23 protein-coding genes are annotated in these 23,731 nt (G+C 70.8%); 9 read left to right on the forward strand and 14 right to left on the reverse strand.

Going from position 1 to position 23,731, the window contains the following annotated elements; translation table 11 throughout:
• Positions 1-153: 153 nt before the first annotated feature.
• Together ABEA24_RS09670 and ABEA24_RS09675 are read right to left on the reverse strand one after the other, a co-directional pair.
• Positions 154-831, reverse strand: a complete 678-nt coding sequence (locus ABEA24_RS09670; protein ID WP_345430351.1) for a response regulator transcription factor — start codon at positions 829-831, stop codon at positions 154-156.
• Positions 828-2,075 (reverse strand): sensor histidine kinase, encoded by a 1,248-nt coding sequence (locus ABEA24_RS09675; RefSeq protein WP_345430352.1) that lies wholly within the window; start codon positions 2,073-2,075, stop codon positions 828-830. The genes ABEA24_RS09670 and ABEA24_RS09675 overlap by 4 nt, the downstream gene beginning before the upstream one ends.
• A 139-nt stretch (positions 2,076-2,214) precedes the next feature.
• Here ABEA24_RS09675 and ABEA24_RS09680 point away from each other — a divergent pair, with 139 nt between their 5' ends.
• Positions 2,215-2,481 (forward strand): LysM peptidoglycan-binding domain-containing protein, encoded by a 267-nt coding sequence (locus tag ABEA24_RS09680; RefSeq protein WP_345430353.1) that lies wholly within the window; start codon positions 2,215-2,217, stop codon positions 2,479-2,481.
• Positions 2,482-2,680: 199 nt separating this feature from the next.
• Here the strand turns inward: ABEA24_RS09680 and ABEA24_RS09685 are convergent, their stop codons facing one another.
• Positions 2,681-3,190, reverse strand: coding sequence for a lytic polysaccharide monooxygenase auxiliary activity family 9 protein (locus ABEA24_RS09685; protein WP_345430354.1), 510 nt, complete (start codon positions 3,188-3,190; stop codon positions 2,681-2,683).
• Positions 3,191-3,531: 341 nt separating this feature from the next.
• Between ABEA24_RS09685 and ABEA24_RS09690 the strand changes: the two genes are divergently transcribed.
• Positions 3,532-4,530, forward strand: a complete 999-nt coding sequence (locus tag ABEA24_RS09690; protein ID WP_345430355.1) for a helix-turn-helix transcriptional regulator — start codon at positions 3,532-3,534, stop codon at positions 4,528-4,530.
• On the opposite strand, the gene ABEA24_RS09695 is transcribed toward ABEA24_RS09690, so the two are convergent.
• Together ABEA24_RS09695 and ABEA24_RS09700 are read right to left on the reverse strand one after the other, a co-directional pair.
• The gene (locus ABEA24_RS09695; protein WP_345430356.1) at positions 4,481-5,251 is read right to left on the reverse strand and encodes an alpha/beta fold hydrolase; all 771 of its coding nucleotides are present in this window, start codon (positions 5,249-5,251) and stop codon (positions 4,481-4,483) included. The genes ABEA24_RS09690 and ABEA24_RS09695 overlap by 50 nt on opposite strands.
• A 339-nt stretch (positions 5,252-5,590) precedes the next feature.
• A complete protein-coding gene (locus ABEA24_RS09700; RefSeq protein WP_345430357.1) occupies positions 5,591-6,463 on the reverse strand; it encodes an alpha/beta fold hydrolase in 873 nt (290 codons plus the stop codon).
• Between the two features lie 116 nt (positions 6,464-6,579).
• On the opposite strand from ABEA24_RS09700, the gene ABEA24_RS09705 reads away from it, so the two are divergent.
• The gene (locus tag ABEA24_RS09705) at positions 6,580-6,945 is read left to right on the forward strand and encodes a YciI family protein (RefSeq protein WP_345430358.1); all 366 of its coding nucleotides are present in this window, start codon (positions 6,580-6,582) and stop codon (positions 6,943-6,945) included.
• Between the two features lie 16 nt (positions 6,946-6,961).
• Here ABEA24_RS09705 and ABEA24_RS09710 read toward each other — a convergent pair whose 3' ends face one another.
• From ABEA24_RS09710 to ABEA24_RS09725, 4 genes are all read right to left on the reverse strand, one after another.
• Entirely contained in the window at positions 6,962-8,185 is a 1,224-nt protein-coding gene (locus tag ABEA24_RS09710) for an RNA polymerase sigma factor (protein WP_345430359.1), read from the reverse strand.
• A 231-nt stretch (positions 8,186-8,416) separates the two neighbouring features.
• The gene (locus tag ABEA24_RS09715; protein ID WP_345430360.1) at positions 8,417-8,839 is read right to left on the reverse strand and encodes a cold-shock protein; all 423 of its coding nucleotides are present in this window, start codon (positions 8,837-8,839) and stop codon (positions 8,417-8,419) included.
• 95 nt (positions 8,840-8,934) lie between these two features.
• Positions 8,935-9,363 (reverse strand): hypothetical protein, encoded by a 429-nt coding sequence (locus tag ABEA24_RS09720; RefSeq protein ID WP_345430361.1) that lies wholly within the window; start codon positions 9,361-9,363, stop codon positions 8,935-8,937.
• Between the two features lie 29 nt (positions 9,364-9,392).
• Positions 9,393-9,836 (reverse strand): winged helix-turn-helix transcriptional regulator, encoded by a 444-nt coding sequence (locus tag ABEA24_RS09725; protein ID WP_345430362.1) that lies wholly within the window; start codon positions 9,834-9,836, stop codon positions 9,393-9,395.
• Between the two features lie 101 nt (positions 9,837-9,937).
• On the opposite strand from ABEA24_RS09725, the gene ABEA24_RS09730 reads away from it, so the two are divergent.
• From ABEA24_RS09730 to ABEA24_RS09740, 3 genes are all read left to right on the forward strand, one after another.
• Positions 9,938-10,825 (forward strand): alpha/beta fold hydrolase, encoded by an 888-nt coding sequence (locus ABEA24_RS09730; protein ID WP_345430363.1) that lies wholly within the window; start codon positions 9,938-9,940, stop codon positions 10,823-10,825.
• 215 nt (positions 10,826-11,040) lie between these two features.
• Positions 11,041-13,095, forward strand: a complete 2,055-nt coding sequence (locus ABEA24_RS09735; protein ID WP_345430364.1) for a beta-glucosidase — start codon at positions 11,041-11,043, stop codon at positions 13,093-13,095.
• A gap of 200 nt (positions 13,096-13,295) precedes the next feature.
• Entirely contained in the window at positions 13,296-14,969 is a 1,674-nt protein-coding gene (locus tag ABEA24_RS09740) for an FAD-binding dehydrogenase (RefSeq protein ID WP_345430365.1), read from the forward strand.
• A gap of 90 nt (positions 14,970-15,059) precedes the next feature.
• Here ABEA24_RS09740 and ABEA24_RS09745 read toward each other — a convergent pair whose 3' ends face one another.
• Genes ABEA24_RS09745 through ABEA24_RS09755 form a run of 3 tightly spaced genes read right to left on the reverse strand, consistent with a single transcriptional unit; the run spans position 15,060 to position 17,801 of the window.
• Positions 15,060-16,196, reverse strand: a complete 1,137-nt coding sequence (locus tag ABEA24_RS09745) for a mandelate racemase/muconate lactonizing enzyme family protein (protein ID WP_345430366.1) — start codon at positions 16,194-16,196, stop codon at positions 15,060-15,062.
• Complete coding sequence (locus ABEA24_RS09750; RefSeq protein WP_345430367.1) at positions 16,193-17,140, reverse strand: dihydrodipicolinate synthase family protein; 948 nt, start codon at positions 17,138-17,140, stop codon at positions 16,193-16,195. The genes ABEA24_RS09745 and ABEA24_RS09750 overlap by 4 nt, the downstream gene beginning before the upstream one ends.
• Entirely contained in the window at positions 17,127-17,801 is a 675-nt protein-coding gene (locus tag ABEA24_RS09755; protein ID WP_345430368.1) for a GntR family transcriptional regulator, read from the reverse strand. Before ABEA24_RS09755 ends, ABEA24_RS09750 begins: the two co-directional genes overlap by 14 nt.
• 265 nt (positions 17,802-18,066) lie before the next feature.
• Between ABEA24_RS09755 and ABEA24_RS09760 the strand changes: the two genes are divergently transcribed.
• The 3 genes from ABEA24_RS09760 to ABEA24_RS09770 are packed head-to-tail and all read left to right on the forward strand — an operon-like array spanning position 18,067 to position 21,253.
• Positions 18,067-19,422, forward strand: coding sequence for an ABC transporter substrate-binding protein (locus ABEA24_RS09760; protein WP_345430369.1), 1,356 nt, complete (start codon positions 18,067-18,069; stop codon positions 19,420-19,422).
• Positions 19,419-20,351: a carbohydrate ABC transporter permease gene (locus tag ABEA24_RS09765; protein WP_345430370.1), complete on the forward strand. Its 933-nt coding sequence runs from the start codon at positions 19,419-19,421 to the stop codon at positions 20,349-20,351. The genes ABEA24_RS09760 and ABEA24_RS09765 overlap by 4 nt, the downstream gene beginning before the upstream one ends.
• Positions 20,348-21,253 (forward strand): carbohydrate ABC transporter permease, encoded by a 906-nt coding sequence (locus ABEA24_RS09770; protein WP_345430371.1) that lies wholly within the window; start codon positions 20,348-20,350, stop codon positions 21,251-21,253. Before ABEA24_RS09765 ends, ABEA24_RS09770 begins: the two co-directional genes overlap by 4 nt.
• A 2-nt stretch (positions 21,254-21,255) precedes the next feature.
• Here the strand turns inward: ABEA24_RS09770 and ABEA24_RS09775 are convergent, their stop codons facing one another.
• Both ABEA24_RS09775 and ABEA24_RS09780 read right to left on the reverse strand, forming a co-directional pair.
• A complete protein-coding gene (locus tag ABEA24_RS09775; protein WP_345430372.1) occupies positions 21,256-22,398 on the reverse strand; it encodes an ROK family protein in 1,143 nt (380 codons plus the stop codon).
• Complete coding sequence (locus ABEA24_RS09780) at positions 22,395-23,591, reverse strand: ROK family transcriptional regulator (RefSeq protein WP_345430373.1); 1,197 nt, start codon at positions 23,589-23,591, stop codon at positions 22,395-22,397. Before ABEA24_RS09780 ends, ABEA24_RS09775 begins: the two co-directional genes overlap by 4 nt.
• Between the last annotated feature and the right edge of the window lie 140 nt (positions 23,592-23,731).

Genomic DNA, 23,731 nt, shown 5'->3' on the forward strand with positions numbered 1-23,731 from the left:
GACAATCCTGGTGCCGGGGGACGGTCGTTCCCGTCCACCTGGGGAAGGGTCTTCGGCATACCGCGCCCGCAGTAGGCGGCCGGTGCGGATACTACGGCGAGGTGGCCGGCCGGTTACGCGGCCGGGCGGGGGCCGCTCGGACGACCGGGACGGCTACCGCGGCGGGGCGGCCGGACGGACGAGCCCCGTCTCGTAGGCGATCATCACCAGTTGCGCGCGGTCGTGCGCCCCGAGCTTCATCATCGCCCGGTTCGCATGGGTCTTGACCGTCAGCGGCCGGATGCGCAGCCGCTCGGCGATCTGGTCGTTCGACAGCCCGCGCGCCACCATGACGACCACTTCGCGTTCGCGTTCGGTCAGGTCGGACAGGCGTTCCGCCGCGCCGTCGGCGACGTCCCCGGGGCCGCTGAGGAAACGGGCGATGAGCGCCTGCGTCGCCGCCGCGGACAGCAGCGCGTCCCCCCGGGCGACCGTGCGGATGGCCTCGTGCAGGTCCCCGGCCTGCACCCCCTTGCCGACGAATCCGCTGGCGCCGGCGCGCAACGCCGCGAACACGTATTCGTCGATCTCGAAGGTCGTCAGCACCAGCACGCGTACGGCGGCCAGCGCCGCGTCGGCGGTGATCGTCCGGGTCGCGACCAGCCCGTCGGACTCGGGCATCCGGATGTCCATGAGCACGACGTCCGGGCGCGTCTCGCGGGCCAGCGCGACCGCCTCGTCGCCGTTCGCGGCCTCACCCACCACCTCGAGGTCGGGCGCGGCCTGCACCAGCACCTTGAAACCCGCCCGCACCAGGGACTGGTCGTCGGCCAGCACCACGCGGATCGTCATGCGGGCCCCGTCCCTGCCGCTCGGGCGGGTGGCGACACGGGCCGGGGCGAATGGTCGGCCGACGGCAGCACCGCGTGGACGCGGAAGCCGCCCTCCGGCCGGGGACCCGCCTCGAAGGCGCCGCCGACCGAGTACGCGCGTTCCCGCATGCCGAGCAGGCCGTGACCGGTCCCCTCTCCCGGAGCCGACCCGCCGGGCCCGGAGTCGGTGATCTCCACTCGGAGCTCCCGAGGCGTGTAGGCGATGCGCAGCGTCGCCGGGGCGTCGCCGGCGTGCTTGTGCACGTTGGTCAGCGCCTCCTGGACGATGCGGTACGCCGCCAGATCGACGGTGGCGGGCAGCTCGCGCCGCTCCCCCACCACGCGCAGGTCGACCGTCAGCCCGCCAGCCGCGAACGCCTCGAGCAGGCCGGGCAGCCGGTCGAGCCCGGGAGCGGGCTCCGGGGCCGATTCGAGCTGCGCGTTCGGCCGGCGCAGCAGGCTCACGGTGGCACCGAGGTCGTCCAGCACCTCCTGGCCCGCGCGGCGGACGTGGGACAGCGCCTCGCGCGCCTGATCCGGATCGGTCTCCATGACGTACGCCGCCACCTCGGCCTGCACGTTGATCAACGCGACGTGGTGGGCGAGCACGTCATGGAGCTCACGGGCGATCCGCAGCCGCTCCTCGATGACCCGCCGCTCGGCCTCCTCCTCACGGGTCCGCTCCGCGCGGCGCACGCGTTCCTCGATGGCCGCGACGTAGGCGCGGCGATTGCGCACCGCGTCGCCCACCGCGGTGGCAAGGGCGATCTGGGCGATGACGCTCACGAGCCGGGGATCGAAGAGCACCAGCCCGTGCACCGCGGGATCGCGAGCCACCCCCACCAGCTTGGCGATGATCAGGACGAATCCCGACGCCGCGGCGGTCATGACCGTCGTCCGGCGTGCGCCGCGCAGCGCGACGGTGTAGACGGCGATCATCGGCGCGAGCAGGAGCGGGCCTTCCTTGCCGTCCACGGCCAGGTAACACGCCGTCCCGGCCAGCGTGAACGCCAGCGCGGCGGTCGGCCAGCGCCGCCGCACCGTCAGCGGGCCGGCGGCCAGCGCGCCGAACACCGCCATCTGCCAGGTCGACGGGTCGGGCCCGACGTCATGCGGCCCCGACGGCACCCACAGGGCCAGGGCGTACACCGCCGCCGCCAACAGCCCGTCCGACAGGAACGGATGGCAGCCGGCGACGCGCCTGACCTCGGTCAGCGGACTCACCCGCCCACGGTATCCGCAGCCCGACGCGCCTCCGTTGGCCCCAGGGAGTAGCCGGGGCATACTGCGCCCGCAGTAGAAGGCCGACAGCGGCGCGGCGATGCCGGACACCGAGCCGTTTCAATAGTTTCAGGAGGATCTAATGCGTTTCAGCGTGTTTCAAAAGGCGGTCGTCACGACTGTGGCATGTGCGTCGATCCTTGGAACAACGTCAGGGGTAACGTTCGCATCGACCAGTGCGCCCGGAACTCGATCCGCACTGGAGTGCGGCCATGCCGTTCAATCTGGGGAAACCGCACGGTCCATCGCTTCTGAATTCGGAATGACTCTCGCCCAGCTCCAGGCCCTCAACCCCGGCAAGAATCTGAACAATCTCTACGTGGGTGAATGGCTGATCGTCTACTGCTGAACCCATCACTAGATGTTCGAGATAACCGTCGAGCCTGGCCTGTCGGGCGACTGGGCCTGGAGTTCCGGCAGGACGGATGGCCGAGCCCCATCGCGTTCGGACAGCCTGGCCCCACCCAGATGTTCAGGCATGGCTCGGGAGCGGGTGGCCGGCACGCGCGGTCGTGCCGGCCACCCGCTCCCGAGCCGGGCTCTACGGCCTAGCCGACCTGCAGGTCCACGCAGGAGTAGAAGGCGTTCGCGGTGTCGGCGATGTTCCAGATCGCCAGCAGCTTCTGGCGGCCGGACACGTTGCCGAGGTTGACGGTGTGCGACACCGTGGCCGGCGGCTGGGTGTCGTTGCCGCTGAACACGCCGACGCGCGTGTTTCCGATGTAGTACTGCCAGTCGGTGGTGCGGTGGCGCGCGGTGAAGGTCCAGGTGAAGGTGACCGTCCGGCCCACCTGCGTGGCGTGCCAGCCCTTGCTGTCGTCGTCGAGCTCGGCGAACCGAGCGTTACCGCCGCTGCAGCTGCGCAGTCCCTTGGGACCTTCGACGCTCTGCGGCTCGTACTTGATGTCGCCGCACTGGACGATGCCCTGTGCGCACTGGGCCTGGCGGCTGGGCGGGGAGTTGATGTAGCCGTGCGCGCTGGCCGTGCCGGCCAGGGCCACGACGAGGGCGGGGGTGAGGGCGACGCCGGTGGCAGCGGCGACGAGCCTGGTGTTCATGTGTGAGCTCCGAATCACGTGGGGATCGGCCGCTCGAGCGGCCATTGCGGGGACGTTCGTTGCTCAGGGCTTGCCGGGCGGGGCGCGAGCCGCCATGACGGTCTCCGGATCACAGCCGAGTCATCTAATAGTAAAGTTTACTATTTGCAGGGATTTTTACTCCTTGACGACCCGCTGTCAATAGCGGAATCAGGACGGGCGCCGTGTCCCCGGCTCGGCGGCCGTCCCTCCCCATCGGGCGCGGGCGGGAAGAGGCGGTTCGGCAATCTGGAAGACGCGCCGGGGACGGCCCGCGCGCATGCTGGGAGACAAAGAATGTGCCTGGGCCGGAAGGGGACGCCGTGGACATCTCCACCATCGGAGTCTCGGCCGACGCGTTGGCGGTGTACCGCTGCACGCTCAAGCGGCCGGGGTGCGGATCGGACGTGATAAGGCGTCGGCTCGGGCTGGATCAGAAAACGCTGGAAAGCGCCATCGAAACACTCGGCCGACTGGCACTGCTCGAGGTCCGGGACGGGCACCGGCTCTCGGCCACGGATCCCCGCGCCGGCCTGGAGCGGCTCATCGAGCAACGCGTGGAAAAGCTCAACATGGAGATCCGTCAGGTGCTGGCGGCCCGGGACGTGATCGCCCTCCTCGAGGAGGACCAGCGCCATGGGGAGAGCCTGGAGAGCGCCCAGCTCGACATCGAACGCGTCTCCGGGCTGCTGCAGGTGCGCCGCCGCATCGACGACCTGGCGTTCTTCTCCCACAAGGAGACACTGTGCCTGCACCCCGGCAGGCCCCTGTCGGCGAGCGCCATTCAGGTCGGTCGCGTGCTGGACGGCCGCTCCCTGCGCCGGGGCACCATGATCAAGTCGATCTACCATCCTGAGGCGCTGGGCGACGCTCTGATGGTCGACTACCTGTGCGACATCCGCAGGCTGGGCGGCCAGGTGCGCATCACCGAAGCCCAGATGGACCGGATGATCGTCTTCGACCGGGACGTGGCGGTCGTGCCGGTCAACCCCAGGGACAGCGCGCAGGGCGCATTGCTGGTCCGGGAGGAGGGGCTGGTCTCCCAGCTCGTCACCTACTTCGACGGCCTCTGGGAGGACGCCGCCGACTTCGAGGAGTTCATCAAACCGTCTGCCGCCGAGGCGCCGTGCTCGGCGTTGTCGCCATTCGAACGCCGGGTCCTGGACGCCCTCGCCATGTTCGACAAGGACGAGATCGCAGCCCGTGAGCTCGGTGTCTCACTGCGGACCTACCGTCGCTACGTCGCCGAGCTGATGGCGAGGCTCGGGGCGGTCAACCGTTTCCAAGCGGCGCTGCGCGCGAAGGAAGAGGGGTGGATCTGAGAAGAGCGTGCTTCACCGGTACCTCATCCAGCAGCCTGACCAGTTCCTCCGGCGCCGAGAGCATCGGCCACAGCCCGGTCGCGAGGTAGCCGAACGTCCACCCGGGCACCGACCGCATACCCTCCACATCATCGGCCAGCCTGCCGCCGAAGTGCTCCATCGAGCAGACCACGTAGACCGCCGGCCGCGATTCCAGGGGACTGGTCAGCCTCACCGGTTCGGTGAGCGAGCGTCCGGGATGGTCGGTCATCCGGCTTGCGAGCCACTCCGCCTGCTCCGCCGTCAGCCCCTGACCGTCACCGATCACCGTGGCGTCCGGCGCGGGCCAGCGCCCGTGGTTCTCGGCGATGGTGCGCAGCTCGTCCGGGTAGAGCGACCCGAAGGCCTGCAGCACGCTCCTGCCATGATGCGGCAGGAAGCCTTCCACGTAGACGGTGTGGGCGACCAGTTCGGGGGCCCGATCGGCGACGATTCCCGCGATGACCCCCGAGGTTCCGTGAGCGACCAGGACGACGTCCCGTAGCGCGTTGTCCAGCAGTACGGACAGCACGTCCTCGACGTGGGTGTTCAGCCCGATGCCGGAGACGTCGGCGTCGCGTCCGCCCAGGCCCGACAGCGTCATCGGATAGACCGCGTGGCCCTGCCCGCGCAGCCCCGCGACGACCGGTTGCCAGATCCACCCCCCGGACCACGCTCCGGGGATCAGAACATAGGTCTTCACGGCACCCGGCGGAACGCGCGGGCGGAATTCTCCATCAATCCCACGTGGTTCCACCGGAGGCGAATCCCTCGTCGCTCATTTCCTTTCCCCTTCCCTCGATGTTCCGATGTTCTCATTCTCAGCTTTCGCACGGACGTCGGCCAAGAGCGAGAGAAGGCAGCAAGCTGTTGGTGCTGGCATATTCCTGCCATAGCGATGAATACGCCCCGCGCCGATGCAGCGTTCCGCGCATTTCGCCGACGCCTTCTGGTTGTCCCGGCTCCGGCTGATCGTCGGCGGGCGGGTCGCGCGGCGTGGAGGTGCGGTCGGTCCTGGCGTTCACCGGGCCCGATCTGTGACTCATGAGCCGCCGGTGTGCGACAGCAGGGCGGCGACCAGGGTGTCCCACGTGTCGGGCGGCGGCATCTGGTGCCCGACGTCCCGCAGCGGAAGCAGCTCCGCCGCGGAGATCTCATCCGCCAGCGCGACGGCGTGCTCGAACGGCAGCAGCGGATCATCGGTCCCGTGGACGACCAGCGTGGGCAGGGAGATGTCGCCGACCCGCGACGCGTAGGCGGCGCCGGGCTCGATGTGGCGGTGGTTGGTCATGCAGGCGGCGATGTCGCCCGTACGGTCGAGGACTCTGGCGAGGAGCCGCCGGAGATACGCCTCCTCCAGACGGCGGGCGCCGGCCAGCGCCGACTGTTCCTCCACGATCCAGTCGATCACCGCGGCCCGGTCCTCCCAGTCCGGCTCCTTCCGTGCCGCGAAGAGTCGCTCCATCAGGTCGTCCGACGGCGGCGGCAGGCCGTCGCGGAACGGGGCGTTCGGGCGGATCCCCGGGCTGGTGGACAGCAGGGTCAGCGACAGCAGTCGGCCGGCGTGCGCGAGGGCGAGCCGCTGCGCGATCCCGCCGCCCAGCGATGCGCCGACGACGTGGGCCGTGGACAGGCCGAGCGCGTCCAGGAGGCCCAGCGCGTCGTCCACGAGATCGTCGAAGTCGTACTTCGGCGCGCCCGGCGCGTAGCTCGCCGAGCGCCCGGTGTCCCGGTAGTCGTACCGGATCACGAACCGGCCGCCCTCGGCCAGGACCCCGCAGAGGCGCGTGTCCCACCAGTCCATCGAGTGGGCCGCTCCGGCGATCAGCAGCACCGCCGGAGCGCCTTGGTCCCCGAAGGTCTGCAGGCACTGGTCGGCGCCGTTGACGTGCGTCAGCCGTTCTCGCGATCCCATCCGCCCTCCCACCGTCATGGCAGTTCGCCGTCGAACACTCGCTGAGAGTGTGTCGAAACCGTGGCGGCTGTTTCGACATTCTGACGACGGCGACGTCCCGATCCGTGGAGGCAGCGATGAAGTACCTGATCATGATCCACCACAACAAGGAGGCTCTGGAGACCTGGGGAGCGATGTCGGAGGACCAGCGCGCCGAAGGCATGCGGGCGTACGCCGCCTTCCACGAGGACCTGGTGAAGTCGGGCGAACTGGTCGCGAACGAGGCGCTGGCCGACCCCTCCCAGGGCGTCCGGGTCACCGTTCAGGACGGGAGGACGACGACCGCCGACGGCCCCTTCGCCGAGGCCAAGGAGCACCTGGCCGGCATCTACCTCGTCGACGTCAAGGGGCGGGAGCGGGCGGTGGAGCTGGCCGCTCGGATCCCCGAGGCGTCACTCGGTCTCGTCGAGGTACGGCCCGTCAACTCGCTCGACGGGACGTAGCAGGAGGACCCACCGGTCATCCGCTGGTCTCGGGGAGCCTCGCGGCCCTGGAGATGAGGTAGCGCCGCTCGGCGACGTTGAGGGTGCGGCACGCGGCCTGCCCGTAGTGTTCGCGGGCGGCCTGGGTCTCCCCCGACTCGTCGAGCAGATGCGCCCGTACGGCCAGCGCCCGGTGGTGCGAGGCCAGGGTGGCGTCGGTCATGGCGGCCTCCAGCGCTGCCAGCCCGGCCCGCGGTCCGTACACCATGGCGAAGGCGACGATGCGGTTCAGGGTCACCATCGGACCGGAGGCGACCATCTGGAGAAGATCGTAGAGGCCCAGGATCTGCGGCCAGTCGGTCTCCTCGGCGCTCGCCGCCTCGTCGTGCACGGCCGCGATCGCCGCCTGAAGCTGGAACGGGCCGAGCGGCCCGTCGGCGAGCGTCTCGCTGATCAGGCCGATGCCCTCGGCGATGGTGCGGGAGTCCCATCGGCTACGGTCCTGTTCGGCCAGCGGGATCAGCTCGCCGTCCGGCCCGGTCCGGGCGGGGCGGCGGGCGTCGGTGAGCAGCATCAGCGCGAGCAACCCTGCGGCCTCCCCGTCCTCGGGCAGCCGCTCCCGCAGCTGTCTGGTCAACCGGATCGCCTCCGTCGTCAGCTCCACGCGGTTCAGCGAGGCGCCCGAACTGGCGGTGTACCCCTCGTTGAAGATCAGGTAGAGCACGTCCCTGACCGCGGCCACCCGCTGTGGCCGCTCCTCCGGCGACGGCATGCGGAACTCCGCACCGGTGACCTTGATCCGCTGCTTGGCGCGGCTGATCCGCTGCCCCACGGTCGCCTCCGGGACCAGCAGCCCACGAGCGATCTCCGCAGTGGTCAGCCCACCGCAGGCGCGCAGCGTCAAGGCGACCTGCGACGGCCTGGTCAGCGCCGGATGACAGCACAGGAACATCAAGGTCAGGGAGTCGTCCACCGTGGACGCGGGCTCGGGATCCGCCGGGGTCAGCGCCGCCGCGGCACCCTCGCGTCGCCGCCTGGCCGTCTCGTTGCGCCACATCTCGGTCCACCGCCGCCAGGCGACCCGGGTCAGCCATCCCGTCGGGTTGTCGGGCACGCCTTCGGCGGGCCACTGCACGGCCGCCGCCATCAGGGCCTCTTGGACGGCGTCCTCGCACATGTCGAACCCGCCCCGGGTGCGCAACAGCGCGGCGAGCACGATCGGCGTCTGTCCCCGAAGAAGATCGTCAAGCTCGGTGGGCATACGCTCACGACTCCTGAACGATCGGCGTCACCGACATGTCCGACCCTAACGGCGGCCGCGTCGGCCGGATGGCCATTCGGCTTTCCGGCACACCGGAAGTAGCCGGGCTCTCATCGGCCTTTCCGATTGACAATTACGTCCGGCTAGGTGGAATGCAGCCATTCACCGAGTCGCACCCGGCATCTGACTTCCCAGGTCCGCGTCACCCTGCGGGCCACCCGGACCAGGGCGTCAGTCCTCGATCCAGTCGTGCGAGGCGGCGAGCTTGATCACCCGGTCTCGGAGGAGCAGGATCTGCGCCGCGGTCAGCTCCGGGACCGCCGCGAGGAAGGCCTCGGTGAGCTCGTTCCGGAAGTCCTCCGTCGTCAGGATCTCGCACGTCCCGTCGTCGTCACGCGGACGAGGGGCACGGGTGGCCTTCGCCGGGCCCCGGCGGGAGCCGTCGGAGGCGCCCGCAACGAGGCGGACGTCGTATCCCTTCGGGCCCCGCTCGCCCTCCGCGACCTCGAACTCGACGCTCGTCCCCGGGGAGAATGCGTACTTGTCGTCCAGGAGGTCGTTCGCGTGAACGAAGACGTCCTCCCCACCGTCATCGGGGGCCACGAACCCGTATCCCCGTACCTCGTCGAACCTTACGACACGTCCTCTGACCACCGCACGAACCCCTTGACCATGACCACCGCGAACGATTCACCGCATCCCGGGCGTTGCTCCGCCCGTACCGACGCATCATAGGCGGCCGCGGGCACTCACCCGCGCTCGGTGAGGCCGTCGATGAGCAAGCCGAGGCCGAGGCCGAACAGCCAGACGTCCTTGGCCAGGACGATCCCCTGCGCGGTCGGGAACACACTGCCGTCCCGGCGCATCCCCGGCGTCCTGGCGTACAGCCCGACCAGGCCCGCGGAGAAGGCGGCCAGGGCGCCCCCGGCCACGGCCGTGGGCACGACCGGGAGCAGCAACATGGTGCCCAGCGTCATCTCACCGGCGGACAGCAGCCGGACGAACGTCTTGGGATCGACGGCGCCCAGGAACGGATAGGCGTTCGCGGCCATACCGTGCAGCGTCTCGGCGGTCTGCTGATCCGCTCCCCGCTTGCCCAGGCCCGAGTCGAGGATGAACACGCCGGTAGCCAGCCGGCCCGGGACGTGCCGCAGCCGTAGCCGTAGCGGAAATCGCATCGGTCCCCCTCCTATCAGCGGTCTCCTCCCTACGTACCCCGAACCGGCCGGGCGGCCCTCGGGCGCACGGCGCCCTCGGCGCGGGCGTCGTCGATCGCGTTGGCGCTGTCGATCTCGGCCATGTGCTCCTCGGCCCAGGACCTGACGGCGGCGAGCGCGACTTCGAGCGACAGGCCCAGGTCGGTGAGCCGGTAGTGCACGCGCGGCGGCACGGTCGGCTCCACTCTGCGGGCGACCAGGCCATCGCGGGCCAGACTCTGCAAGGTCGCGGACAGCATCTTCTGCGAAATCCCGGGCATCCGCCGCCGAAGCTCGGCGAAGCGCACCTCATCCGGGGACGCCTCCGCGAGGACCTTGACCGCCATCGACGTCCATTTCGTACCGATGCGGTCCAGCAGCCGACGGGTCGGGCACTCGGGATCGAACAGATCGCCGCGCGCCCCCTTCGCCGTACGGGCCGGGGAGGAGGTCACCGGCAGCTCACCACCTGTCGCGAAAGTGCCTTCTTGGCCATGAAGAGCAGGTTACCTAATCTCTCCATGTCACCAATGGTTACCGGCTCTCCGGAGGCTTCATGCATGCAGCAGCCCCTGTCCCGTCCTTCCGCGACTCCGCCGCCGAGATCTCCCTGCACCGGGTCGCGGCCAATGGCATCGACATCAACGTGGCGATCGCCGGAGACGGGCCCGCCGTCCTCCTGCTGCACGGATTCCCGCACACCTGGCGGCTGTGGACCGAGCTCATCCCCGGCCTCGCCCTTCATCACCGCGTCATCGCCCCCGACCTCCGGGGATTCGGAGCCAGCACGAGAGCGGCCGACGGCTACGACGCCGGGACCCTCGCCACCGACGCCGAAGAGTTCCTCACCGCCCTCGGCGAACCCTCGGCGGCGGTCGTCGGCATCGACGCGGGCACCCCTCCGGCGTTCCTGTTCGCCATGCGGCGACCCGACCGCGTCCGACGGCTCGTCCTGATGGAGTCGTTGCTGGGCCGGCTGCCCGGCGCCGAGGGCTTCCTCGCCGACGGTCCTCCGTGGTGGTTCGGCTTCCACTCGGTCCCGGATCTCGCCGAGACGGTCCTGGCCGGACACGAGGCGGAGTACATCGACTGGTTCCTCACCGCCGGCACGCGGGGCCGCGGCCTGGTGCCGGAGGTCCGCGACGCCTTCGTCGGCGCCTACACCGGGCGCGACGCCCTGCGCTGCGCCTTCTCCTACTACCGGGCGTTGCCCGCAAGCGCGCGGCAGATCCAGGACGCCGTCGAGACCGGGCGGCTCACCGTGCCCACGATGGCGATCGGCGCGCACCCCGTGGGGCGCGCCCTCGAACGGCAGCTGCGTCCCATCACCGACGACCTCACCGGCCATCTCATCGACGACTGCGGCCACATCATCCCGCTGGACCGCCCCGACGCCCTGCTCCCCCTGCTGACGTCCTTCCTCGCCGCCGACCGCCGCGCGTGATCGCTCAGCCCGGTACCCCTGGCTCCGGGCGCTACCCGGGACCTGGGCCGGGTGAGGCGGCCGCTCTCGAACAGACATCCGTTCTTTAGCCTCGACAGCCACACCTTCCCCGAGGTCGGAGGCCCGAAACGGGCTTATACATCGGATGTATCTATTGACCTTGATTCGCATGCGCGGTACACCTCTCTTGACCGAGACCGGCCGTAGGAGGCCTCGTGCGCAAGACCCTTTTCGCCCTGGCGACGTCCGCCCTCCTCCTCGGCGTCACGGCTGTGCCGTCCCGCGCGGCGCCTGCCCGGCCGTGGATGGACCGTTCCCTGTCGCCGCAGAAGCGGGCCGAACTGCTGGTGGCACGGATGACGCTCGACGAGAAGGTCCTCGAGATCCACATGCTCGACGTGCCGGACCATCCACGCGAGGTGGCGGGCATCGAGCGGCTCGGCATCCCGGCCCTGAAGATCACCAATGGGCCGGCGGGCGCCGGGCCGGGCGACAGCAGCACGGCTCAGCCGGCGACCGCGCTGCCCGCGGCGCTCGGGATGTCCGCGTCGTGGGATCCGCAGGTGGCAGCGGCCTTCGGCCGGGTGGCCGGCCAGGAGGTCGCGGACCGCGGAGAGGGGCTCATCGAGGCGCCCGGTCTGAACATCACGCGCGTGCCGCGCAACGGCCGCAACTTCGAGTACCTCGGCGAGGATCCCTACCTCGCCGCGCGCATGGTGGTCCCGGAGGTCCGCGGCATCCAGGCCCAGGGCGTCATCGCCGAGATCAAGCACTACGCGGCCAACAACCAGGAGACGGACCGCAAGACGATCAACGAGGTCATCGACGAGCGCGCGCTGCGGGAGATCTACCTGCCCGCGTTCGAGGCCGCGGTGACGCGGGGCCGGGCCGGCGCGGTCATGTGCGCCTACCCGAGCGTCAACGGGCAGTTCGGCTGCGAGAACACCCACCAGCTGAAGGACGTGCTCCGCGGCGAATGGGGCTTCGACGGCTTCGTCCAGTCCGACTACACCGCGAACCACAGCACGGTCGCGTCGGCGCTGGCCGGGCTGGACCTGGACATGAAGCACGTCAACTACGGCGACGCGACCAAGGCCGCCGTCCTCGGCGGGCAGCTCGACGAGTCGGTCGTCGACCGCATGCTCGTACGCCGGTTCGCGCAGATGTTCCGCTTCGGGCTCTTCGAGCATCCGCGCACGCCCACGCCGATCCCGGCACAGCGGGACGGCGCGGTCGCCCGGTCGATCGCCGAGCAGAGCGCGGTCCTGCTCAAGAACAGCGGCGGCCGGCTGCCGCTGCGCGGGGTGCGCTCCGTCGCGGTGATCGGACCGTACGCGGGCGCGGCGCACACCGGCGGCGGCGGAAGCTCGGCCGTGACGCCGCTCTACACGGTCTCCCCGGTCGACGGGATCAAGAGCAAGGGCGTGGCCGTGACGTACGCCGACGGCACCGACCCGGCGGCCGCCGCGGCGCTCGCCAAGGCCGCCGACGTCGCCGTCGTCATGGTCGGCAACAAGGACAAGGAGGGCGGCGACCGGCCGAACCTGTCGCTGCCCGACGGCCAGGACAAGCTCGTGTCCGCCGTCGCCGCGGCCAACCCGCGGACGGTCGTGGTCCTGAAGACCGGCGGTCCGGTGCTGATGCCGTGGCTCGACCAGGTCCCCGCCGTCCTCGAGGCGTGGTACCCGGGCGAGGAGGACGGCAACGCCGTCGCCGACCTCCTGTTCGGCGACGCGGACCCGTCGGGCAAACTGCCCATGACCTTCCCGAAGGCCGAGAACGAGACGGCGGCGAACACGCCGCAGCAGTACCCGGGCGTGAACGGCACCGCGACCTACTCCGAGGGACTCGACGTCGGCTACCGCTGGTACGACGCGCACGGCGTGACACCGCGGTTCCCGTTCGGCTACGGCCTGTCGTACACGACCTTCGCCGTCGGTCACCTGAGCGTGTCCCCGCAGGGCCGGGTCGCGACCGTCGACGTCACCAACACCGGCACGCGTGCCGGCGCCGACGTCGTTCAGCTCTACCTCGCGTCGCCCGCGTCCGCCGGCGAGCCACCGCGCCGGCTCGCCGGATTCGCGAAGGTCACGCTGCGGCCCGGCCAGACCCGGCACGTGACGATCGGGCTCGACGCCCGCTCCTTCTCCGTCTGGGACACCGCGGCGGGCCGCTGGACCACGGTCCCGGGCCGGTACACCCTCTACGCGGGCGACTCCTCGCGCGACCTGCCTCTGCACGCGACCGTCACGGTTCGAGGGTCGCGATGACGCGGGACTGATCGTCGACCTGCGGACGCGGGCGTACGGCCGCCGTGGTCGGCCGGGCGACGGGTGGTCCGCACGGCCGGCATGAGATCGGCCGGAAGGCGGTCCTGGGCTCGGTGCGGTGAGTGCTGTGATAGATGATGCACTGATATCGCCGTACCGAGTCCCCCGCCGCCGCAGGACGGCGGCTAGCGAGGAGCCCCATGGATTTCGACGTCATCGTCGTCGGAGCCGGCCTGGCCGGTCTCGTGGCGGCCCACGAGCTCACCTCCCGTGGCAGGAAGGTCGCTCTGCTCGATCAGGAGAACGCCGCCAACCTCGGCGGCCAGGCGTTCTGGTCGTTCGGCGGGCTGTTCCTGGTCGACTCGCCGGAGCAGCGGCGCATGAGGGTGAAGGACTCCCTGGAGCTGGCCTGGAACGACTGGCAGGGCAGCGCCCAGTTCGACCGTGTCGAGGACGAGGACTCCTGGGCGGTTCGCTGGGCACGTTCGTACGTCGAGTTCGCCGCCGGGGAGAAGCGTTCGTGGCTGGCGAGCCACGGCATCCAACTGCTGCCGACGGTCGGCTGGGCCGAGCGCGGTGATCTGCGGGCGGACGGGCACGGCAACTCGGTGCCGCGCTTCCACATCGCCTGGGGCACCGGCACGGGCGTGGTGGCGCCGTTCGCGCAGAGCGCCCATCGAGCGGCCGCCGCCGGAACGCTGACCTTCCGCCACCGGCACCGGGTCGACGAGCTCATCGTCGAGGCGGGCGCCGTGACGGGGGTGCGCGGCGTCCTGCTGGCCGACGACTCCGCGCCGCGCGGCGTGACCTCCAACCGTGAGGTGGCCGGGGAGTTCGAGCTCACCGCCCAGGCCGTCATCGTCACGGCGGGTGGGATCGGCGCGAACCATGACCTGGTGCGCCGCTACTGGCCGGAGCGGCTGGGCCGCGCGCCCGAACGGATGGTCACGGGGGTGCCGGCCCACGTCGACGGGCGCATGCTCGACATCACCGAGGCCGCCGGCGCGCGGCTGGTCAACCGCGACCGCATGTGGCACTACACCGAGGGCATCCAGAACTGGGATCCGATCTGGCCCGGCCACGGCATCCGCATCCTGCCCGGCCCGTCGTCGCTGTGGTTCGACGCCCTCGGCCGGCGGCTGCCGGACCCCTGCCTGCCCGGGTACGACACGCTCAGCACCCTGCGGCACCTGCGGACCACCGAGGACATCGCCGCCTACGACCATTCCTGGTTCATCCTCACCCAGAAGATCTTGGAGAAGGAGTTCGCCCTGTCGGGCTCGGAGCAGAACCCCGACATCACCAGCGGCGACCGTAAGGCGTTCATGCGCGAGCGGCTGCTGAGCAAGGGCGCGCCCGGGCCGGTGGACGCGTTCAAGCGGCACGGCGCGGACTTCGTCGTCGCCGACACCCTGGACGACCTCGTCGCCAAGATGAACGCGCTCACCGACGAACCGCTCCTGGACACGGCCGTGCTGCGCCGCCAGATCCAGGCGCGGGACTCCCAGATCGCCAACTCCTACAGCAAGGACGCCCAGATCCAGGGCATCCGCAACTCGCGGCGCTACCTCGGCGACCGGCTCGGCCGCACCGCCACGCCGCACCGGATCCTCGACCCCGCTGCCGGGCCGCTGATCGGGGTCAAGCTGCACATCCTCACCCGCAAGACGCTCGGCGGCATCCAGACCGACCTGGACTCCCGGGTCCTGGGCGCCGACGGGCAGCCGATCGAGGGACTGTACGCCGCGGGCGAGGTCGCCGGTTTCGGCGGCGGCGGGATGCACGGCTACAACGCCCTGGAAGGGACCTTCCTCGGCGGCTGCCTGCTGTCCGGACGCCGGGCCGGCCGCGCCGCCGCCGAACAGATCGCCTGACCGCCGGACCGGCCCGGCACGACGTCGCGTCGCAGGAACGTTCTCGGCCTCAGTCGTGCCGGGCCGGTCGCGTGCGAAAAGCGGTCGGCGTCAACAGAACGCCAGGGAGCCGTCCGGGCGGGTCGGCACCCGGCGTTCCCAGTGCACGTAGTCGTCCTCTGCCAGGGCCGCCTCGTCGATGGTGACCCCCCAGCCGGGACGGTCGGGCCGCAGTTCGAGGTGCCCGTCGACCGGGACGTACGGGTCGGGGCACCAGCTCGTCGTCTCGGGTTTGTACTCGAGGATCGAGAAGTTGCTGCAGGCCGCGGCGAAGTGGACGTTGTGGGCGGTGGCCAGCGGGCCCATCGGGTTGTGGGGCGCCAGCATGACGTTGAAGGTCTCGGCGATGGTCGCGATGCGCCGCATCTGGGAGACCCCGCCCACCACGCAGATGTCGGGCTGGACGATGTCCGCGCCGCCGTGGGTGAGCAGCTGGAGGAACTCGTGCGGGGAGTACAGGCTCTCGCCGGTCGCGAGGGGGACCTGGAGCTCGCCGCGCAGACGTCCCCAGGAGGCGAAGTGCTCGGGGCGGATCGGCTCCTCGAGGAACAGCGGGTCCATCGGCGCCAGCGCGTTGCCCAGCTGGACCGCCTGGTAGGGCTCGAAGATCTTGGCGTGGGCGTCGAAGGCGAAGTCGAACTCCCGGGGGCAGCTCCGCCTGACCTCCTGCGCCCATTCGGCCGCCTCGGCGACGACGAGGCCCCACCGTTCGGCGTGCAGGTCGCTTCGGAACGGGCTGAGCTTGAATGCGGTGAAGCCGTACCGCTCGTGCAGTTCGACGGTCCGCCGCCGGCAGTCATCGGGGTCGGGCGCGGAGTACAAGCCGCAGTAGACGCGCACCCGGTCCCGTACGGCGCCGCCGAGCACCTGGTAGACCGGGACGCCGAGCGCCTTCGCGGTGATGTCCCACAGCGCGTGGTCGATGGCGGCGATCGCCGCCAGCCCGAGCGCCCCCTGCGGGAACCGCGCGGTGCGGATCAGGAGTTGCGACAGGTACTCCACGCGCCGGGGATCCTCACCACGGATCTGCCCGCCGAGATAGTCCAGCAACGGGACGAGCGCCAGGTCGGGACCGTGGTTGTACGCCTCGCCCCACCCGCTGACGCCCTCGTCGGTGTCGACGCGCAGCAGGACCCGGGGCCGTTCCCCGACGCGCTGGACGAACGAGCGGAGACCGCTGATCTTCATGAGGCCACCGCGCGGCCCGCCGACGGCAGGGGCAGGAGATCGTCGGTCCGGGTCCAGTCGGCGATGATCCGGGCGACCACCTGTCGTTCCCGCTCGGGCAGGACCGTGCTGGGGGGCCGGACCGAGCGGTCGCACAGGCCGAGCTGGTGCATGGCCTCCTTCACGACGCTGACGTTGTTGGCGCCCCGGTCGACCGCCCGCAGGTGCTCGAACTGCGCGATCTCCTGGAGCATCCGCTCCGCCTGGGCGTAGTTCCCCTCGCGGAGCGCGTCCCGGAGGCGCAGTGAGAAGGCGGGGTTGACGTTCACCAGTCCGGAGGTGAAGCCCTCGGCGCCGTGAACGGCATAGGACAGGGCGTACGGCTCGGCGAGCCCGGCGATCCAGACGAACCGGTCGGCGCCCACCTCCATGCGCAGCTGCGCGAACCGATTCACGTCCGCCACCGCGTACTTCAGGGCGATCACGTTGGGGCACAGGTCACCCAGCCGCGTCAGCAGGTCGGCGTCCACCCAGACGTTCCGCACGTAGAGGACCAGGCCCATGTCGGGCAGCGCGTCGGCGATCGCCCGGTGGTAGTCGAGCCAGCCCTCGGCCGAGACGTACGGGTGGACGGGCTGGTGAACCATGACCATCCGGATGCCGCAGGCGGCCGCGTGGCGGGCCTCCTCGACGGCGGTGGCGACGTCGTGGCCGACCCCGGCGAGCAGGTGCGCCTCACCGTTCACGGCCTCCGCCGCGGCGGTGAGGAGCCGGAGCCGTTCGTCGGCGCTCAAGGCGTAGAACTCGCCGGTGTTGCCGTTCGGGGTGAGCACGCCCACGCCGGCGTCGACCAGACGTCGCAGCAACACCTTGTACAGCTCGACATCGGGCACTCCGTCGGCGTACGGCGTCACCGGGATGGCGACCACGTCGCGCAGCGCCTGCGAGAGCTCACCGAACTTCACGACCGACCTCCTTGATCTGGCGGATCGCCCGCTCCCGGAACGCGCTGATGTGCTGCAGCACGAGCCGGGCCGCCTCTTCCGCCTGCCCGCTCGAAGCCGCCTCGAGGATCTCCCGGTGCTCGCGCGCCTCGTCCTCCCAGGAGGGACGCTGCGCCCAGGCGTTGACCGAGATCAGGGCGGTCTGCTCGCGCAGCTGGTCCAGCATCCCGACCAGGACGTCGTTGTCGCAGTCCGTGTACAGCGCGCGGTGGAAGTCGCGGTTCGCCAGGCTGCGCGCCACCTCGTCCTGAGCGTTGTCGGCGGCCTCCAGGGCCTCCCGGGCGAGCCGGCCGCCCTTCTGCAGCCCAGCCTCGACGCTCCGCTGCACCGCGACCGGCTCGATCAGGCACCGTGCGTCGAACACGTTACGGGTGAGGCGCTCATCGACCGTACGCACCGCCGCCCCGCTGTAGTCGCTCATGGTGACCAGGCCAGCACCACTGAGGGTCTTGAGCGCCTCTCGCACCGGGGTCTTGGAGACGCCGAAGCGGGCGGCGAGCTCCGCCTCCACCAGCGGACGGCCGGCCGGCAGTTCGCCGCTCAGGATGCCGCGACGCAGCGCCTCGAGAACCAGGCCGGTCCTCGAAGACGGCTTGATCGCGCCCAATGCTGTCTCGCTCACCCACACTCCTTCGCTTCGACCGACGCCCCGACGGCGTCTCCGTGGCGGCCACCGAATGGATCATCGCACCGGCCGGCACGCGATGCCGGTCGTACGAGGAGCGGGGGGCTGCCGCACCCCTGACGCGCTGATCCCGGGGCGTCGAGTTTGACCCTACCAGGTGTCTCATATTTCGTATATGTTGTGCCGTCATATCGTATGCCATACGGTTGCGGAACGTCATCGCGAGACGCGCAGTCCGCGGTCAACGAGAGGGAGAGCAGCGATGAAGCGGCAGCACAACCAGGCCGTGGCCCTCAGTACCACCGGTCTTCCCCGGCGCGGCTTCCTCCGAACGGCGGCGGGAATCGGCGTCGCGGCGGGCCTCGGATCGACGCTGAGCGCCTGCGGCGGCTCGGGTGGTTCCGGCGGCACCGTCACTCTGCACCTGTGGGACACCGACACGCGCCCGGAGCGCACCGCCAACCTCAGGAAGCTGATCTCGATGTTCGAGGCCAAGAACCCCGGCATCCGCATCAACTACCTGGGGCTGCCCACCGACCAGTACATGCAGAAGATCAACACCGCGATCGCCACCCGCTCGACCCCGGACCTGCTCACGCCGAAGGCGTCCGACATCGCCGCCCTCGTGGCGCAGAAGGCCCTCGCTCCCCTTGACGATCGCCTGAAGGCGGCCGGCCTCGAGCAGCAGATCTCCCCGCAGATGCTCAAGTCCTCCCGGGCCGCCGCCCCCGACGGCAAGCTCTACCTGACGCCGGCCACCAGCCTCGCGGACGTCATCTACTACCGGGCCGACTGGTTCAAGCAGGCGAACCTGAAGCCGCCGGCCACCTGGGCGGACTTCGACGCGGCCGCCCGGCGCCTCACGAACGCGTCCGCGGGCCGCTTCGGCTACACGCTGCGCGGCGGCAACGGCTTCTTCGCCCAGCTGGTGGAGATGGTCTATCCCCGCGCGGGCGTGTCCACGTTCTACCGCGCGGACGGCACCTGCACGCTCGACGACCCGGCGGTCATCAGCGCCTGTGAGGCCTACGTCGCCCTGTTCGGCAAGCAGACCGCGCGCAGCGACCTCACCGCCGACTTCAAGGCCATGGTGGCCCAGTTCGGCAAGGGCGGCGCCGGCATGCTCAGCCACAGCGTCGGCTCCTACCCCAACCACGTCGCCGCCCTGGGGGCCGACAAGGTCGGCGTCGTCGCGCCCTTCCCCGCCACGGGCCACCAGGTGCTGACCGGCTGGATGACCACCGGGTTCGCGATGTTCAAGGCGAGCAAGCACCAGGACGCGGCGTGGAAGTTCCTCGCCTACACCATGGAGCAGGAGGGCAACAGCTTCTGGGCCCAGAAGTCCGGCTACCTCCCCGGCAACAAGGCGGTCGCCCAGGAGAAATGGGTGACCGAGAACAAGGCCCTCAAGGCGGCCATGGACGCCTCCTCCGCGCCGGGCGCCGTGACGCTGGAGCAGCCGTACTACCTGCCGGAGTTCTCCACCATCACCACCACCGACCTGCTCCCGCAGTGGCAGAAGGTCCTGCAGGGCGGCCTGTCGTCCCGCGACTTCCTCACCGCCGCCGCGGCCTCCCTCACGAAGGCCAAGAGCAAGTACGGCAAGGAGCACGGATGAGCGCGACGGCCGGACCGATCCGCCGTAAGAGGACCGCGGGCGCCCGGTTGTTCGGGCCGCCCGCCGCCCATCCCTATCTGCTGATCGCACCGGCGGTCGTGCTGGTCGCGGTCTTCCTCCTCTATCCGGTCCTCAGCGTCTTCTGGGAGAGCCTGCAGCACCACAACCTCACCCGCCCCCTCGACGACGGCTTCGCCGGCCTCGACAACTACCGGAAGATGCTCTCCGACGGCCTGTTCTGGCGGAGCCTGCGCTTCACCGGTCAGTGGGTGGTCGTCGAGGTGGGGCTGCAGTTCGCCCTCGGCCTGGCGCTGGCGCTGGTGCTGAACCGCACCTTCGTCGCCCGCGGAATGGCCCGGGCCCTCGCCTTCAGCCCGTGGGCGGTGTCCGGCATCCTGACCACGACGATCTGGCTCCTGCTCTACAACCCCACCACCGGGGTCGGCCACTACCTGGCGTCCATGGGCATCGGTGAGTACGGGACGTCGCTGCTCTCGGACCCGGGCACCAGTTTCTGGGCCCTGGTCATCGCCGAACTGTGGAAGGGCATCCCCTTCTTCGCCATCCTCATCCTCGCCGACCTCCAGTCGGTGCCGACCGAGCTGTACGAGGCCGCGGACGTCGACGGCGCCGGAGTGCTCCAGAAGTTCCGGGCGGTGACCTGGTCGCACATCCGCAAGGCCGTCGTCGTCGCCACGCTGCTGCGGGCGGTCTGGGAGTTCAACAACGTCGACCTGCTGTACACCATGACCGCCGGCGGTCCGGCGAACTCGACCACCACGCTGCCGCTCTACGTGGCCCAGACCGCCATCCACGGCCAGAACTTCGGGTACGGGTCCGCGCTCACCGTCGCGGCGTTCCTGGTGCTGACCTTCGCGTCCCTGGTCTACCTGCGCATCAGCAAGACGAACTTCGAGGAGGGCAAGTGAGCCTCGCCACCCGCGGCGACGTCCGGCAGGGCCCGGTGACATCTCCCCCGCGCCGGCGGACGACCGCCGCCGCCACGGCCCGGAGGCGGCGGCGTTCCGTGGGGGACCGCCTCGCGCTGTGGCTGCCGCTGGGCCTGTTCCTGCTCTTCACGCTCGTGCCGCTGTACTGGATGGTGCTGTTCGCCTTCCGGCCGGCGGGTTCGACGTCCCTGGTGCCGTGGCCGGTCACGCTGGAGCACTTCCGGACCGTCTGGGAGGGCTCGGGGTTCGGCGTCTACTTCCGCAACAGCATCATCGTCGCGGTCACCAGCCTCGTCGTGTCCACCGTGGTCGGCCTGCTCGGCGGGTACGCGCTCGCCCGCCTCGATTTCAAAGGCAAGAAGCTCTTCCTGGTCACGATGCTCTGCACGCAGTTCATCCCGGGCGCGATGATGCTCATCCCGCTCTTCCGGATCTTCAACACCCTGCGGCTCACGGACAGCCTGTGGAGCCTGGTCGTCGCCGACACGGTCTTCCACCTGCCGCTGTCCCTCGTCCTCATGGCCGGCTTCATCCGCAACGTGCCGGTGGAGCTGGAGGCGGCGGCACAGGTCGACGGGTGCGGCCGGATCCGGGCGTTCTGCGCGGTCGTGCTGCCCCTGCTCAAGCCGGGGATCGTCGCCGTCGGGTCGTTCGCGTTCATCAGCGCGTGGAACAACTTCCTGTTCGCCATCATGTTCATCAGCTCGCAGGACAAGTTCACCGTGCCGGTGGGCCTGAGCTATCTCCTGGGCGACTTCGGGACCGACTTCGGCGCGCTGGCCGCCGGAGGCCTGATCGCCGTCGTTCCGGTCATCGTGCTCTTCGCGTACGTGCAGCGCTTCCTCATCCAGGGGCTGACCGCCGGCGCCGTGAAGGGCTGACGTCAGTCGGTGTGGCGGTGGCTCGCGGCTCGTGCCAGCGCGATCCCGCCAATCGCCTCGGCCCGTACGCCGAGCGTCGAGGCGATCACCGGCAGGTCGCTCACGACCGGCAGCGCGGTACGGCGTATCCCACCCCGGATCCCGGCGAGCACCGCCGGATGCGGCGGAACGTCGTCCGTGCTGATCACGACACACTCCGGGTCGAGCATGTCGGCAAGGACGCCGAGTTGCTCGCCGAGCAGGCCGCCGATGTGGCCGAGGACCCGCCCGGCGGCGGCGTCCCCGGCATCGCAGCGCCGGAACAGATCCAGGATGGCCGACGGTCCCGGCCTGCCCGTCGCGTGCGACGCGGCGACGTACTGCTCCATGGCGAGACAGCCGCGGGCGCCGCAGACGCACGGGTGGCCCATCTCGTTGATCTGGACGTGGCCGAGCTCGCCCGCGAGCCCGGTCGCGCCGCGGTACAGCCGTCCGCCAACAACCAGCGCCGCGCCGAGGCCGGCCGCAAGCTTGATGTAGATCAGGTCGCTGCGGCCCCGGCCGGCCCCCTCGGTGAGCTCGCCGAAGGCGGCGAGGTTCGCGTCGTTCTCGACCGTGATCCGGACGCCGGGCAGCCGGTGCCGCAGCCACTCCCCCGGACGGACGCCGACCCAGCCCGGCATCATCCCGCGAGCCTGCGGGTCCCCGTCGCCGCCGACGGGGCAGGGCAGGCCCAGCACCAGGGCGGTCAGGGAGTCCTCGTAGCGATCGAGCTCGGCCAGAGACTCGTGCAGCAGCCGGAGACCGCAGTCGAGCGCACCGCGGACGTCGAGGGTCACGTTCATCGGTCGCTCGCGCTCGGCGACCGCCTGGTCGGAACCGTCGGCGACCCGGACCCGGACGTCGTCGCGGGTCAGCGCGATCGCGGCGAACATCCCCCGGGGAGGCGGCCGGCGCCAGCGCTGCGCGGGCCGTCCCCGGCGCCCGGACGGTACGGCGGGCTCGCTCAGCACCGCTCCCTCCGCGCGGAGCCGGGCGAGGAGGTCCGTCAGGGTCGGCCGGCTCAGGCCGCTGAGCCGGAGGAGGTCCGCCGTCGTCACGCCCGTGTCCTGCGGGATCAGGGCCAGCAGCCACTCGTCGTGGCCGGATCCGCCCACCGGGCTCATACGAGGACCACCCGCACCGCGGGAAGGGCCGGGACGGCGACCCGCGCGGCCTGGATGAGGGCTCCCATGCCGCTCGCACGCTCGCCCAGCTCGCCCGCCAGCAGACGCACCGCGTCACCGGCCGCGGGTTGGGTACGCCGGTCGAGCGACTCGCGGATCCCGGCGAGGACCGGCCCCGCGGCGGCCGCCAGTGACCCGCCGAGCACGATGGCCGCCGGGTTGAGGGTGTTGGCCAGGTCGCCGATGACCGTGCCGATCGCCCGGCCCGCGTCGGTGAGGGCGCGCCGGGCGACCGGGTGCTCCTCCGCCAGCTCGATCAGCCGGGCGAGGTCGAGCTCGCCGAACGAGGGCCGCAGCGCCTCCAGGACCGCGGTCGCCGACGCCACCGTCTCGAGACAGCGCTGACCGCCGCATCGGCAGGCCCGGCCGGCGCCACGCTCGTCACCGACCGGTACGTGGCCCAGCTCCCCGGCCGTGCCGTGGAGGCCCCGGTGGACGCGCCCGGCGAGGACCAGGCCGGCACCGATTCCGGAGGAGACCTTGAGATAGAGGACGTCCTGCACGTCGCGGGCCGCGCCGAGGCGCGTCTCCGCCAGCGCTCCGAGGTTGGCGTCGTTGTCGATGGTCACCGGCAGCCCCAGCCGCTCGCCGAGCTCCGCTGCCGGGCGGGTGCCGCCCCAGCCGGGCAGGATGGAGCTGCTCACGACGCTCTGGTCGGTGGCCAGGACGGGGGCGGGCACCCCCATGCCGATGGCGCACAGCTCCCCCGGGCCCGCCGCCTGCGCGAGCGCCGATCGGATCTGTTCCTCGGCCGCCCGCAGGGCGGCGTCCTTGCACCCGGCCACGTCGAACGCGATCGTCCGCTCGGTCCGGACCCGCAGGGACAGATCGGCGACGGCGACGGACAGGTGGCTGTGCCCGAAGTCGACGGCCGCGACCAGGCCGGCCCGCGCGGTGAGGGACAGCCCGCCGACCGGCCGGCCGCGCCGGCGCTCCCCCGGCCCGGACCCGGCGGTGCGCTCGGCCACCAGCCCGGCGGACGACAACTCGCCCACCGCGCCGGACACCGAGGACCGGGACAGCCCGGTCCGGTCGATCAGCTCCGCGCGGGTGAGGAAGGGCTCGCCGCGAAGCTCTTCCAGGATGAACTGCGCCGCCGTCCGCCCCTGGCGCCTTCCGAAAGCGTCCGTCATGGACGGAATTATAGGTTATCAACGGTGAATTACGTCCAGTCGTTGACAATAATCATTTTGGAAACGACTGGACGTTAACTGCCGCCATTTACTGTCATTGACCGCCTTGGCCTTGATGTTTAGGCTCCGTGGCAGATCAA

This window comes from Actinoallomurus vinaceus, assembly GCF_039542055.1.
Classification (GTDB): Bacteria; Actinomycetota; Actinomycetes; order Streptosporangiales; family Streptosporangiaceae; genus Actinoallomurus; species Actinoallomurus vinaceus.